The organism is Halomonas sp. DP5Y7-2 (assembly GCF_019802025.1).
GTDB classification, from domain to species: domain Bacteria; phylum Pseudomonadota; class Gammaproteobacteria; order Pseudomonadales; family Halomonadaceae; genus Halomonas; species Halomonas litopenaei_A.
Window position 1 is genome coordinate 24,358 of sequence record NZ_JAHVHY010000006.1, and the last position, 13,517, is coordinate 37,874.

The following is a 13,517-nucleotide window of genomic DNA, read 5'->3' on the forward strand; positions in this document are numbered from 1 at the left end:
GAAATAGGCAGGTCCGACACAGACACGCCTGAAATAGACACGCCCGAAACAGACAGATCCAACAACAATGTCTCAAGGAGTTCGCCATGACCCGTATTACCGATGTTCGTGCTCGTACCGTCAGCGTTCCATTGGATCACCCCACCAGTTTCTCCAACCGCCAGGTGTTCAAGCGTGACTATGCACTGGTCGAGGTCGAAGGCGATGACGGAGTGGTGGGTATCGGCTTCTGCTACGGCGGCAATAACGCCGGCGCACTGGTGTCACAGGCGGTGCGTGAGTTGCTAAGACCGGTGCTGTTGGGGGCCGACGCCCACGCCACGGAAGGCGTGTGGCAGGCCATGTATCAGGAGTCGTTGCTGCATGGTCGAAGTGGCTCGGTGATGCGAGCCATCAGCATCCTGGATACGGCACTGTGGGACCGCAATGCCCGTGCCGCCGGGCTGCCCTTGTTCAAGTATCTGGGGGCCAGCGACAGCGAGTCGGTCCCGGCCTATGCCAGCGGTGGCTATTACCTGGAGGGCAAGACGCCCGCCTTGCTGGCCGAGGAGATGGCCGGCTATGTGGCGCAGGGCTTCAAGGCGGTGAAGATGAAGGTGGGGCGCGACGATCTCGCAGGCGAGGAGGCCCGACTGGCAGCGGTGCGCGAAGCGGTGGGGCCGAACGTGGCGGTCATGCTCGATGCCAATAATGCCTGGCGAGACCTGCCGTCGGCGCTGGCCTTTATGCGCATGGCTGAGCCCTATGCCCCTTACTGGATCGAGGAACCGTTCAGCCCTGATGACATCGACAACCATCGCCGTCTGGCAGAGCGGACGCCGGTGCCGGTCGCCACCGGTGAGATCGAGGCCGGGCGGTGGCGCTTCAAGGAGCTGCTGGAGCAGGACGCGGCGATGATCCTGCAGACCGACGCCGCCGTCTGTGGCGGCATCACCGAGTTTCGTCGAATCACTGCGACGGCGGCGAGCTTTGGCGTCGAGGTCTATCCCCATTGGTTCCATGACTTGCATGTCCATCTGGTGGCGTCGGCCCCGAACGCGCGCATGGTGGAATTCTTTGCCGACGATCAGGTGCTCAACTTCCGCCGCCTGGTCGATACCCAGCTGGAGTTTGCCGACGGCAACCTGCTGCTGCCCAAGACCCCTGGGCTCGGCTTCAACTTCTGCAGCGATGCGCTGGAGCGTTACGCCAGCGAGCCATGGTCGTGAGACCGGTTCTTGAGACCCGCTCTTGAGGCCCGCTTTTGAGGCACGGTCTAGCCATGGAATAGCGGCATGTGACGTCGTCAATCTGCCGCCCTGTACAGCGTGAGGAATCCACATCATGAACGCGAACCATCCTGAACGCCGGGGCAGCGCCTGGGCGCCGGTCATTACTCCCTTTACATCGTCGCTGAGCGTGGATACGCCGAGGCTGATCGACCACTGTCGTTGGCTCCAGTCCCACGGTGTGGGGCTGGCGGTGTTTGGCACCAACTCCGAGGCCAACTCCCTGAGTGTCACCGAGAAGCGCGACCTTTTAAGCCGTCTGGAGCGAGCCGGGCTGAATCCGGCGCGGATGATGCCTGGTACAGGCCACTGCGCCATCGATGACAGTGTGGCGCTGACCCGTGATGCGGTGCAGATGGGGGCCGCTGGGGTGCTGATGTTGCCTCCGTTCTACTACAAGGGGGTCAGTGATGAAGGGCTGTTTCGTTACTACGCCGAGGTCATCGAGCGGGTCGGCGATTCCCGCTTGAAGGTGTTCCTCTACCATATTCCGCCGGTGGCGCAGGTCCCGCTGTCGCTGGGGTTGATCGAACGTCTGCGTGATGCCTTCCCACAGACCGTGGTTGGCATCAAGGACAGCGGTGGGGACTGGGCTCATACCCTGAACCTGATCGAGCGCTTTGCCGCTGACGGCTTCGAGGTGTATGCGGGCAGCGAACGTTTCCTGCTCGATACCTTGCGGGCAGGGGGAGCCGGCTGCATCAGTGCCACGGCCAACGTCAACCCCGCGGCCATCGCAGCGCTTGCCGGTGCGTGGCAAGACGCCGACGCCGACCAGCGTCAGGCTGGCCTCAACCAGGTGCGTGATCTGTTCGAAAGCTACCCGGTGATTCCCGCCATGAAGGCCGCCAAGGCGAGCTTCTCGGGTGTCGACGACTGGCACCGGCTGCGGCCGCCGCTGGTCGAGCTGGATAGCCAGCGCCGGCAGTCCTTGCTGGCAGCGCTCGAGGCTCAGGGGTTCAGCATGCCGGAAGGCAAAGATGTGTCCCACTAACAGGATGGGTGAACGAGGGCATCAGCATGGCAAGCACGATGGCACGTACTAAGACACGTACTAAGTCACGTACTATGGCACAACACGACCTCAGGATTGTGGCCCTGCGCAGATTGAGCGAGGCGCACCTGGCCGCGCTGCAGGCGGTGGCCCAGGTCGACTACTTTGATGAGCTGCATGACGGCAATCGTGCCGAGTATGACGCCGCGCTGGCCAGGGCCCATGGCCTGATTGGCGGCAAGCTGGAGCTGGATGACGCGGCACTTGAGCGCGCACCGCAGCTGAAGGTGGTGTCGACCATTTCGGTGGGTTACGACAATCTGCCGCTGGCGGCGATGAATCGTCGCGGTATCCTGCTGTGCAACACGCCGGATGTGCTGACGGAAACCACCGCGGATACAGCGTTCGCCCTGATCATGGCCACTCAACGGCGGCTGGTGGAGCTATCCTGCATGGTGCGCGAGGGGCGCTGGCAGAACCATGTTGGCCCCCAGCATTTCGGTCATGACGTGCACGGTAAGGTGCTGGGCATTGTTGGCGCCGGCCGTATCGGGGCGGCCATCGCCAGGCGCGCCGCGCAGGGGTTCAACATGCCGGTGCTGTATGCCGCGTCCACCCCCAAGCCGTCTCTGGAGCAGCAGCTGGGGGCCGAGCGTTGCTCGCTGGACGAGCTGCTGGAGCGTGCCGATATCGTCTGCTTGAGCGTCCCGTATCGGGAGGACACCCACCACCTGATCGACGCCGCCGCGCTGGCGCGCATGCAGCCATCGGCCGCCTTGATCAATGTGGCCAGGGGCAAGGTGGTGGACGAGCAGGCGTTGATCGATGCGCTGCAGCGTGGCGTGATTCGCGCGGCTGGGCTGGATGTGTTTGAACAGGAGCCGCTGAACCCCGACTCACCCCTATGCCGAATGGACAATGTGGTGGTGTTGCCGCACATTGGCTCGGCGACCCATGAGACGCGTGCCGCCATGGCTGGGCGCGCGGTCGCCAATCTGATCAATGCTCTGACGGGACGCGGAGAGGTGGACGCGGTCAATGGCGGTGTCCTGGCCGACGACCCTCGGTGAATAACAAGGAAGGGAGAGAGCGAATGAAGCGGTGTCTCGATGACATCTACAGCCTTGATGACTTCGAGCGGGTGGCCCGTCGTCACTTGCCGCGTCCGCTGTTTGGCTATGTGGCCAGCGTCGCGGAAGAGGGCGCCACGGCGCGTGCCAGTCGCGAGGCCTTCGATCGTTATCAGTGGCTGCCGCGAGCGCTGGTGAATGTCTCGACGACCTCCACCGAAGTGGAGTTGCTGGGACAGCGCTATGCCCAGCCCTTCGGGATTGCCCCGATGGGCATCAGTGCCCTGACCGCCTATCAGGGTGACCGGGTGCTGGCCGATGAAGCCCGCCGAGCAGGGATTCCGATGATCGTCAGCGGCTCGTCCCTGATTCCCATGGAAGCGCTCGCTGAGTCACACGGTGCCGAGTGGTTCCAGGCCTATCTGCCAGGCACCCTGGAAGGCATCGACGCCTTGCTTGATCGGGTCATACAGGCGGGCTATACCCGTCTGGTGGTCACGGTGGACTATGCGGTGCCGCCCAATCCTGAAAACCACCGCAGAGCGGGCTTCTCCAGCCCCTTGAAGCCCAGTGTCAGGCTCGCCTGGGATGGGGTGACGCGGCCTCGCTGGCTGTTCGGCACCTTCCTGCGAACGCTGTATCGCCATGGCGTGCCTCACTTTGAAAACAACTTTGCCACCCGTGGCGTACCGGTACTGGCCAAGCATGCGGCCCGTGATTTTGCCGGGCGTCGTCATCTCGACTGGTCGACCCTGGAGCACGTGCGCTCGCGCTTCCCGGGCAAACTGGTGGTCAAGGGGATTCTGCATCCCGATGATGCGCGTCGGGCGCGGGACATCGGTGCCGACGGGCTGATCGTTTCCAATCATGGAGGGCGCCAGCTGGATGCCACGGTGGCGCCCCTGACCATGCTTCCTGAAGTGCTCGAGGCGACCGAGGGCGCTATCCCGGTCATGATCGATGGCAGCTTTCGGCGCGGTGGCCAGGTGCTGAAAGCGCTGGCGCTGGGGGCTGACTTTGTCTTTATCGGCCGCCCCTACAACTACGCCGCCAGCGTCGCAGGACCTGCTGGTGTGGCCCACGCCACACGCCTGTTGAGCGAGGAAATCGAGCGCAACATGGCGCTGCTCGGCATCACCCGGCTCGACCAGCTGGGGCTCCACTCATTGAGAAAGAGCAGCTGAACAGGAGATTGTTCTTGTAGTCGGCTGGAAGGCGTAGCGATACAGATACAGATACAGTGACAGGGGCGCTCGGCTGAGCGCCCCTGTCCGTGCTGTCTGCTATCTCGAGTAGGCACGGAGCTGGTGTCGGGAGCCGGGCCGTCAGGCGCCGTGATAGCCATCTCGTTCCGGCTCATCCCCGCTTGCTGCGTCAGCGCCTGGCGGCAGCGCAGCGACCCAGGCCATGGCGGCGTCCCGCTCCTTGTGTGAAAAGGTGCGGATCTCGATCTTCTTCACCAGCCGATCTTCCAGATGGGCGACGTGCTTGATCCACTCCTTGTCGGTGATCACGGCGGCACGATGATAGTGGTCGAGCTCCCCAATCTGCGTCAGCCCGTAGCCAAGGTCTCGCAGCAGCGCGGTCAGCGTCATCCAACGCAGGTCATCAAGCTCGGCCACCATGCTGACCTTGGGGCAGCGCTTCTTGGCGGCTTCGATGAGGTCGATGGCCTGCTGCAGTTCCTGAGCGGTCACGGTGCCACCAGCACGGATGGCCACCACATGATCAGCGGGATGTGGAATCTGCTCGAGCATCGGAAATCTCCTTGTCGGGGGACGGTGGGGGCGCGTCGCCAGGTCGCGGGAGCAAACCTGGAGCACCATGTTCAGCATAGTCGCTGCTGGCCGCGACGGGCGCTGCGCGGGCTTACGTTGGAAAGGCCTGACGTTGTACCTGTAAGGCCCCTTGGTCGGTTGGCGACGACGATGGAGCAGGGCGAAGGCCTCTTGCCTCGCCTTCATCATCATGCAAACGAGGGTGGCCTTTATGCAAGCTCGGGCAACGAGTGTTCACGGCGGCAACAGGGGGTGGTGGGCGAGTTGGGCGTTGGCGCTCGGGTTGGCCGGGACGATCGGCTGGACGGCTCCCGCCCAGGCCGCTGAGTCCCACGCCGCGTCTCCCAGGGTGATCGAGCTGACCCAGGTGGGCTGTCAATTCCTGGAAAGCGAAAACGGCACCCACCATGGTGTCCAACCGCGCAGCAAGGCTGACTGCGAGGCCTTTAATGATGAGACGGGCGAGGCTCGTCTGGCCGCGTCCAAGGTGATCCACCTGACCCCTGGCGACTACGTCTTTCGGGTCAAGAACGAAGGTGTCCCCTACGAACTGGGCTTCTGGCTGCGCGGGGATGGGCTGGTCAACCGTGCGCGTCTGCCCAGCGTATCAGGGGGCGGGTTGGCCGCCGGACAGACCAAGGATTTTGCCATCAGCCTGGAGCCCGGTGAGTACGTCTATTCCTGCCCGCTTAACCCGACCCTGGACTACACCCTGGTCGTTGAAGGCTGAGCCTGTTTCCCGCACCCAGCCAGGCCGCCGGCGGGGCCACAGAGAATGGCCTAGCCAGACGGCGAATAACTGAACCACACCGATACCCGACAGATACCCGCTGTGTCATTTCGGCACGGCGGGTGTTTACGCATCCAGCATGCAAGGTTTCCCGTCTAGGCTCTCAGCATGGCGTGTAACGCCTCAGGAATGGAGAGTCGAATGATGCCAAAGGCCGAACCCCGCCCACCGGAGCCGCGTATCGGACTGATTACCCTCGGGGTCCAATCGCTTGATCGGGCCATCGAGTTTTATCAGCACGGACTATGTTGGCCACGTCTAGAGGAAGATGACGCCAAGATCGCTTTCTTCACCCTGCAAGGCACGTGGCTGGCCCTCTATGGCTGGAACGCGCTTGCCGAGGATGTGATGGTCAATGCCGGTGGCGAGGGCTTTCGTGGCGTGACCCTGGCCTATATGGCTCGCGACATTGATGAGGTGAATGCGGTGCTGGCCCAGGCCAAAGCCGCGGGAGGCACGCTGCTCAAACCGGGTCAACAGGTGTTCTGGGGAGGCTACTCGGGCTACTTTGCCGACCCCGACGGACATCTCTGGGAAGTGGCCCACCATCCCTCCTTCTGGCCAGGCCCATCCGGCAAACCTGGTCCGTGAATTGATCTCGGTCGCCATCCTGGCAGATATCTAAAATGCTGTTTTTGGCATAGTTTTGAAGGTGGTATCTAGGGGGAGGGGTGCTGCCGGAAGAGGCCGATGGCGCTTTCCTGGCATCCCGGCGCGCTCAGGAGCAGAGCTACCTGAGCCGCATCGATGAGACCTTTGCCCACTTGCCGCGTCCCCGGGTGCCCTGGTTGCCCACTGATATCCAGGGTGTCGATGCCCTGGAGCGTCTGGCCAGCTGTCTTGAGCAAGCGGGCCTGTGACGCTCTGCTTCAGTGGGCTTCCGGCGACTGTTCCATTTCGCGTTCCAGCTTGCGCGCCACATCCCCGGGAGACCCGGTGCGCCGTGCCATCAGGTCGTAGGCCACCGGGACCACGAACAGCGTAAAGAAAGTGGCGGCGGCGACGCCGGTGAAGATCACCGTGCCGATGACCATGCGCGTCTCGGCACCGGCGCCGCTGGACAGGATCAGCGGTACGCTGCCGGCGATGGTGGTCACCGAGGTCATCACGATGGGCCTCAGGCGGGTCATGGCGGCTCGCATCAGCGCTTCACGGAAGGCGATGCCTTCATCTCTCAACTGATTGGCGAATTCGACGATCAGGATACCGTTCTTGGCGGCCAGCCCCACCAGCATGACCAGCCCTACCTGACTGTAGATATTGAGGGACTGTCCCGTCAGCCACAGCCCGAGCAGGGCGCCGCCGATGGCCAGCGGTACCGTCAGCATGATCACCAGGGGGTGGATAAAGCTCTCGAACTGGGCCGCCAGAACCAGGAACACCACCAGCGTTCCGAGCACCAGCAGGAAAGTGGTCGCGCCCGTGGACTCCCGATAGTCACGGGCCGCCCCTTTGACGTCGGTCTGTACGCCCGCTGGCAGCACCTCGTTGACGGCATTTTCGAGATAGTCGAGGGCCTCGCCCATGGAGTAACCGTCGGCCAGGTCGGCCTGAAGCGTCACCGCACGCAGCCGGTTGTAGCGATTGAGCTGGCTGGGGCCGGCGAAGGCTTCCACGGTAACCAGACTTGAGAGCGGAATCAGCTCGCCGCTGCGATCGGAGCGCACCCGCACGTTGTCCAGTGAACTGGGCGTTGGATTGGAGCCGCGTTCACCCTCGAGGATAACGTCGTACTCCTCGCCCTGATCGGTGAAACGGGTCACTGTGCGCCCGCCGAGCAGGGTCTCCAGGGTGCGGCCAATCTCGCTGACGGTGACGCCAAGGTCCGCCGCCCGGGTGTAGTCGATATTGACGTTGAGCTGGGGCTGATTCTCCTCGTAGTCACTTTCCAGGTTGAGCAGGTTGGGGTTGGTCTGGCGGATATGGTCCATCAATGCATCGCGCCAGGTGGCCAGCTGCTCATAGCTACCGCCGCCTAGCACGAACTGCAGGCCCTGTTCGGTACCCCCACCGAAGCCTTGGCGCATGACCGGGAAGGCACGAATGCCCGGCAGTTCTGCCAGGGATTGGCGAACTTCATTCATGATCGGCCAGGCGGGGCGTCGTTCGGCCCAGTCCGACAGGCCAACGATGCTGAAGCCGGAATTGAAATTCTCGGTATTGCCGCGGCCCTGGGGGGCGATGATCAACACGCGCTCGACCTCGCCGGACTCGCGCAGCGGGAGCAGTCGGGCTTCCACCTCGTCCATGTAGTCCTCCATATAGGAGAAGGTGGCGCCAGGGGGACCGCTGATGATGACGAAGAAAGTGCCGCGGTCCTCTCTGGGCGTGTACTCGGCGGGTAGCTGGGGGTAGAGCCAGGCGATGCCGGCGAGCATGGCGACGAAACAGGCCACCACCAGCCAGCGCGCTTTCAGGACCGCCTCGAGGCAGCGCCGATAGACCCCCTGGGCACGCTGCAAGCCTTGATCGACAAGGTGAGCCAGGCGCCCTTCGTGGAGACTCGATGACAGGATCTTGGAAGCCATCATCGGTGTCAGGGTCAGCGCCAGCAGGGTGGAAATGGCCACCGCCGCCGACAGTGTCAGGGCAAATTCGGTGAACAGCTTGCCGACGTCTCCCTGGATGAAGCTCAGCGGCACAAATACGGCGATCAGCACCAGGCTGGTGGCAATTACCGCAAAGGCCAGCTGGCGGGCGCCGCGGAAGGCGGCCACCAAGGGCGTTTCGCCGTACAGGTGCATGCGCCTGTGGATGTTCTCGAGCACCACGATGGCGTCGTCCACCACCAGGCCGATGGCCAGCACCAGGGCGAGCAACGTCAGCAGGTTGATGGTAAAGCCCATGGCGGCCAGGGCCGCAAAGGTGCCGATCAGGGTGACCGGCACGGTGACCGCAGGGACCAGGGTGGTGCGCAGGTTGCCAAGAAACACGAAGATCGCCACCACCACCAGGCCAATGGCGATCAACAGGGTACTGACCACCTCGCGGATGGCACCGGAAACGAAGGTCGAGGCGTCATAGTTGAGCGACAGACTCATGCCATCGGGCAGGCGAGGGGAGAGGCGCTCCATCTCGGCGCGCACGGCACTGGACAGGGCCATGACGTTGGCGGTGGACTGCTTGACCATGCCGAGCCCCACCACCGTGTTGCCGTTGCCGCGAAACAGCGAGCGCTCCTCGACGGTGCCAAGCTCTACCCGGGCGACATCGGACAGCCTGACCAGGTAGCCGCCTTCGCCGCGGTCCAGTACCAGCGCACGGAAGTCTTCCGGGGTCGAGAAGCTGCGCGGCAGGCGTACCATGAACTGGCGGTCCTGGGATTCCACCGCGCCCCCGGGCAGCTCCACGTTCTCTGCCCGCAGGGCCGACTCCACGTCGCTGACGGTCAGCCCGCGGGCGGCCAGGGCATCGTTGTCGAGCCACACCCGCATGGCGTATTCCTTGGCGCCGCCGACGAACACCCCCGAAACGCCTTCCTGGACCGAAAAGCTGTCCACCAGATAGCGTTCGGCGTAGTCGGTCAGCTCTGCCGTGGTGTAGCCCTCGCCGGACAGCATCAGCCACATCACCACCTCGGAGCTGGTGTCTTCCTTGCGCACCTCCGGTGGGTCGGCTTCATCGGGCAAGTTGTCGGCGGCGCCAGAGATCCGGTCGCGCATGTCGTTGGCGGCGGCGTCGATATCGGTGGACAGGCTGAACTCGACGTTGATGTTCGAATTGCCGTCAGTAGACGTAGAGGAAATGACCTCGATCCCGGCGATGCCGGCGATACGCTCCTCCAGTACTTGGGTGATGCGGGTCTCGACCACATCGGCTGAGGCGCCAGGGTAAGCGGTGCGAATGCTGACGATGGGCGGGTCGATGGTGGGATATTCCTGCAGCGGCAGGCGGGTCAGGGCAAGCAGGCCAAAGGCGACAATCAGCGCGGCCATGACGGTGGCCAGCACCGGTCGCTGGACGGACACATCGGACAGGCGCATCAGCGGTCGCCCTCCTGGCGCTGCTCAAGCAGGATGTCGCTGACGCTGGTGGTCTCGTCCTCGATGCCGATCAGCTCGACCCGGGAAGCCTCGTGCAGTCGATCGTTGCCGTGGGTCACGACCAGCTCTCCAGCCTCGAGTCCGTCGATGACCTCGACGTCGCCCTCGCGGCGAGAGCCGACTTCGATATCTCGCTGCACCACGTCGCTGTCCTCCCTTGAGGGCAACACCCAGACCCGCTGGCGCTGGCCTTCGGGGACCAGGGCCGACTCGGGAATGACCAGCGCCTGGCGGGGGCTTCGGGCAATGGTCACACGCATCAGCATTCCTGGTCGCAGCAGTCGTTCGTCGTTGTCGAGCAGAGCCCGCACGGTGATGCTGCGACTCACCGGGTCCACTCGAGAATCGATGGTGGCGATCTCGCCCTCGAATACACGCTCTGGATAGGCGGCGGTCGTCGCGGACAGACTAAGACCACGCGATAGCGAACCCAGCTGCACCTCAGGAACGTCGAAGTCGAGCTTCATGCGCGAGATGTCGTCGAGGGTGGTCAGCTCGGTGCCCGGCGTGACCAGGGTACCCACGCTGATATCGCGTACCCCGACCACGCCGTCGAAGGGCGCGCGGACGCGGTAGTTGTCGAGCATGGCTTCGAACCCGGCGATGGTGGCATCCACCTGCTGCAGCTGGGCACGACTGTCTTCTACATCGGCTCGCGGCGCCAGGTTGCGGCTTTGCAGTTGGGCGAACCGGTTGACTGCGTTCTGGCGCTCGGTACGCAAGGCCTGGGCCTCGCGCAGGGCCGCACGCTCTTCGGTATCGGATAGCTCCACCAGAATATCGCCCTGGCTGACTTCTTCACCGCCCTCGAAATTGATCGCCGACACCGTGTCCGTCACCGTGGCCGATAGGGTGACACTCTCATTGGCGGACAGCGTGCCCAGAGATTCCAGCGGGTCTGACCAGTCGTCTAGCACCACCTCTGCAGCGATGATCGGGGTCGGCGGTGGTCCTTGCGGTGTGGTTCCGGGGGCCTGCTGAGCGTGGGAGGGGGTAGCAAACAGAGCGAGCGCCGGGAGCAGGGCGTTGGCCCATGCCAGGCAGCCTTTCCGGTGCCGTGATGCAGTTTTCGGCAAGAAAGGTGACCGTGGTAAGCGTAGTGGCATGGTAATCGTCCTGATAAACATGGGCGAAGCAGCGGCGTCGACACCCGGCAGCCCTTCGGCGGAGCGTGACAACGAAACGGGTGGGTCACCTTGAGTGACAGAATGTCCGAGTATAGCGACAGCATGCCGGAGACATGGCGTTGATAGCCCGAGCCTGGTGCACTTGCACATTGTTTTCGCAAGTCGTTCGCCGGATAACAACAGAGCGTTGCACACGCCCGTTTCACCCGCGAGACGGCAGAGCGTGACGTCAGGGCGTCGAAGCTGGGCGATTCATGGCGCACTGTTTGCTAGTATTGGCGGCTTTGTCAGGGTGTGGGGAGCAGTCGTATGAAGGTGGATGTGGTCATCATTGGCGCGGGTGCCGCGGGGTTAATGTGTGCGCTCACGGCCGGCTACGCCGGTCGCTCGGTCATGGTGATCGATCACGCCAACAAGCCGGGCAAGAAGATCCTGATGTCAGGCGGCGGCCGCTGCAACTTCACCAATATGGCGACCTCCGCTGCCAACTTCTTTTCCGCGAACCCGCACTTTTGCATTTCGGCCCTCAAGCGCTATCGCCCCGACCATTTTGTCGAGCTGGTAGAGCGGCATGGTCTGGAGTACGTAGAAAAGGCCCCCGGTCAGCTGTTCTGCGCCGACTCCGCCAAGGATCTGCTCAACGTGCTGTTGACCGAGTGTGACTGGGCCGGTGTCGAGCTGTGCTTGAAGACCCGCGTCGAGCGCATCGAACGCCAGGGGGAAGGCATGCGCCTGACGACCTCGGCCGGTCGCATCGAGGCGGGAGCCGTGGTCATCGCCACAGGAGGCCTGTCGATTCCGACCATGGGTGCCAGTGGCTTTGGCTACGATATTGCCCGCCAGTTTGGGCTTGAGGTCACCGAGACTCGGGCGGCCCTGGTGCCGTTCACCCTGACATCGCAATGGAAGGAGCGGGCTTCGGCGCTGTCGGGTCTGTCGACGGATGTCGTCGCCCGCTGTCGCGGTGGCGAGTACCGCGAGCCGCTGCTGTTCACCCATCGCGGGCTGTCGGGCCCTGCCATGCTGCAGATATCAAGCTATTGGCAGCCCGGCGATGACCTAGAGATTGACCTGCTCCCCGGTGAAGACGCCTTTGAGGCGCTGTGTATCGCCCGCCGAGAGACGCCGAAGCGGCGCTTGTCGACCTGGCTGTCCGAGCGCTACCCGAAGCGCCTGGCTCAGGCGCTGGTGGAGTGGCACGGGGATGATGGCGTGCTGGCCGAGCGTTCCAACGCAAGCCTCGCGTCCTGGGCCGAATCCCTCAACCGCTGGCGCATCAAGCCCGCCGGCACTGAAGGCTGGCGCACAGCGGAAGTGACCATGGGGGGCGTGGCGGTCGACGCCATCTCCTCGAAGACCTTCGAGGTCCAGGGCCTGCCGCAGCTGCGCTTTATCGGTGAGGTCCTGGATGTGACCGGCGAGCTTGGCGGCTACAACTTCCAGTGGGCATGGGCCAGTGCCGTCGCCTGCGGGCAGTCGCTGTAGGCAATCAGCTCAAGTAGCACAGGGCAGAGCTTCCATCTCGCTGACCAGGTGGTCGATAAAGCGACGAATGCGGGTGGGCAGGTGGTCGGCGTAGGGATAGACGGCGTAGATGTCGGCGTTGGGGAGCTGATAGTCGGGCAGTACCTGCACCAGTCGTCCCTGTGCCAGATGCTCGTGCACGTCCCACTCTGCCCTTACGGCGATGCCGTGTCCGCGCATCGCCCAGGTCAGGACACTCTCACCGTCGTTGGCGGACAGGTTGCCGCGGACCTTGATCTGATGGTGGCGCTCGCCGCGGGTAAAGCGCCAGTTGCCGTAGGTGTCGTCGTTCTGCCTGAGCACTATGCAGTTGTGATCGCTGAGTTCCTCCGGTGTTCGGGGATGGCCGTGTCGGTCCAGATAGGCTGGCGAGGCGCACAGCAGGCGGCGATGTGAGGCGATCTTGCGCGCATGCAGTCCTGAGTCAGGCAGGCTGCCGAAGCGAATGCCGATATCAAAGGCATTGGCCACCAGGTTGAGCGGGTGGTCCGATAGCTGAAGCTGGCAGTCGATACCGGGATATTGTTCGACAAACGTCGCAACAAAAGGGGCGATATGTCGGCGGCCAAAACCGAAAGGCGCGTTGATCCGAATCTGTCCCGAGGTGTCGTCGGAATTGACCTTCAGGGCGCGTTGTAGTGATGCCATATCGGCCAGCATTCGCTTGGCATAGCGCAGCATCACCACCCCATCCGGCGTCACACTCATCGCACGCGGGGTGCGATAAAACAGCTGAGTCTCCAGCGCTTTCTCCATGTTTGCCAATCGCTTGCTGGCCGCAGCGGGAGTGATATCCAGGTCCTTGGCGGCGCGGGACAGGCTGCCGGCTTCGCACAGGTAGACAAAGAATTCGAGATCGGCAATGGATTTCATGGTTAACCCTAGGGTCAAGGTAGCTTCAACCGCCAGTCTATTGCCGCTAT

12 protein-coding genes are annotated in these 13,517 nt (G+C 63.4%); 8 read left to right on the plus strand and 4 right to left on the minus strand.

Translation table 11 applies throughout. From position 1 onward, the window contains the following. Positions 1-86: 86 nt before the first annotated feature. From KUW18_RS12300 to KUW18_RS12315, 4 genes are all read left to right on the plus strand, one after another. On the plus strand, positions 87-1,208 hold the full coding sequence (locus KUW18_RS12300) for a mandelate racemase/muconate lactonizing enzyme family protein (protein ID WP_206936904.1): 1,122 nt from the start codon (positions 87-89) through the stop codon (positions 1,206-1,208). Positions 1,209-1,323: 115 nt separating this feature from the next. Next, complete coding sequence (locus KUW18_RS12305) at positions 1,324-2,262, plus strand: dihydrodipicolinate synthase family protein (RefSeq protein WP_222561540.1); 939 nt, start codon at positions 1,324-1,326, stop codon at positions 2,260-2,262. Between the two features lie 74 nt (positions 2,263-2,336). Next, complete coding sequence (locus KUW18_RS12310; protein ID WP_222561541.1) at positions 2,337-3,332, plus strand: 2-hydroxyacid dehydrogenase; 996 nt, start codon at positions 2,337-2,339, stop codon at positions 3,330-3,332. A 23-nt stretch (positions 3,333-3,355) separates the two neighbouring features. After that, a complete protein-coding gene (locus tag KUW18_RS12315) occupies positions 3,356-4,516 on the plus strand; it encodes an alpha-hydroxy acid oxidase (protein ID WP_222561542.1) in 1,161 nt (386 codons plus the stop codon). Between the two features lie 141 nt (positions 4,517-4,657). Here KUW18_RS12315 and KUW18_RS12320 read toward each other — a convergent pair whose 3' ends face one another. After that, positions 4,658-5,089, minus strand: coding sequence for an STAS/SEC14 domain-containing protein (locus tag KUW18_RS12320; RefSeq protein WP_222561543.1), 432 nt, complete (start codon positions 5,087-5,089; stop codon positions 4,658-4,660). Positions 5,090-5,321: 232 nt separating this feature from the next. Here KUW18_RS12320 and KUW18_RS12325 point away from each other — a divergent pair, with 232 nt between their 5' ends. The 3 genes from KUW18_RS12325 (at position 5,322) to KUW18_RS12335 (ending at position 6,760) form a co-directional block, all read left to right on the plus strand. Then, a complete protein-coding gene (locus KUW18_RS12325; protein ID WP_222485638.1) occupies positions 5,322-5,840 on the plus strand; it encodes a hypothetical protein in 519 nt (172 codons plus the stop codon). Between the two features lie 201 nt (positions 5,841-6,041). Further along, a complete protein-coding gene (locus KUW18_RS12330; RefSeq protein WP_261396666.1) occupies positions 6,042-6,491 on the plus strand; it encodes a VOC family protein in 450 nt (149 codons plus the stop codon). An 80-nt stretch (positions 6,492-6,571) separates the two neighbouring features. Further along, a complete protein-coding gene (locus tag KUW18_RS12335) occupies positions 6,572-6,760 on the plus strand; it encodes an ArsA-related P-loop ATPase (RefSeq protein ID WP_222561544.1) in 189 nt (62 codons plus the stop codon). 9 nt (positions 6,761-6,769) lie between these two features. Here the strand turns inward: KUW18_RS12335 and KUW18_RS12340 are convergent, their stop codons facing one another. Together KUW18_RS12340 and KUW18_RS12345 are read right to left on the minus strand one after the other, a co-directional pair. Beyond that, on the minus strand, positions 6,770-9,883 hold the full coding sequence (locus KUW18_RS12340; protein ID WP_222561545.1) for an efflux RND transporter permease subunit: 3,114 nt from the start codon (positions 9,881-9,883) through the stop codon (positions 6,770-6,772). Next, entirely contained in the window at positions 9,883-11,049 is a 1,167-nt protein-coding gene (locus KUW18_RS12345) for an efflux RND transporter periplasmic adaptor subunit (protein WP_222162938.1), read from the minus strand. The genes KUW18_RS12340 and KUW18_RS12345 overlap by 1 nt, the downstream gene beginning before the upstream one ends. Positions 11,050-11,379: 330 nt before the next feature. Between KUW18_RS12345 and KUW18_RS12350 the strand changes: the two genes are divergently transcribed. Further along, positions 11,380-12,555, plus strand: coding sequence for an NAD(P)/FAD-dependent oxidoreductase (locus KUW18_RS12350; RefSeq protein WP_222162939.1), 1,176 nt, complete (start codon positions 11,380-11,382; stop codon positions 12,553-12,555). A gap of 9 nt (positions 12,556-12,564) precedes the next feature. On the opposite strand, the gene KUW18_RS12355 is transcribed toward KUW18_RS12350, so the two are convergent. Beyond that, positions 12,565-13,467 (minus strand): LysR family transcriptional regulator, encoded by a 903-nt coding sequence (locus KUW18_RS12355; RefSeq protein ID WP_206936918.1) that lies wholly within the window; start codon positions 13,465-13,467, stop codon positions 12,565-12,567. Positions 13,468-13,517 lie beyond the last annotated feature (50 nt).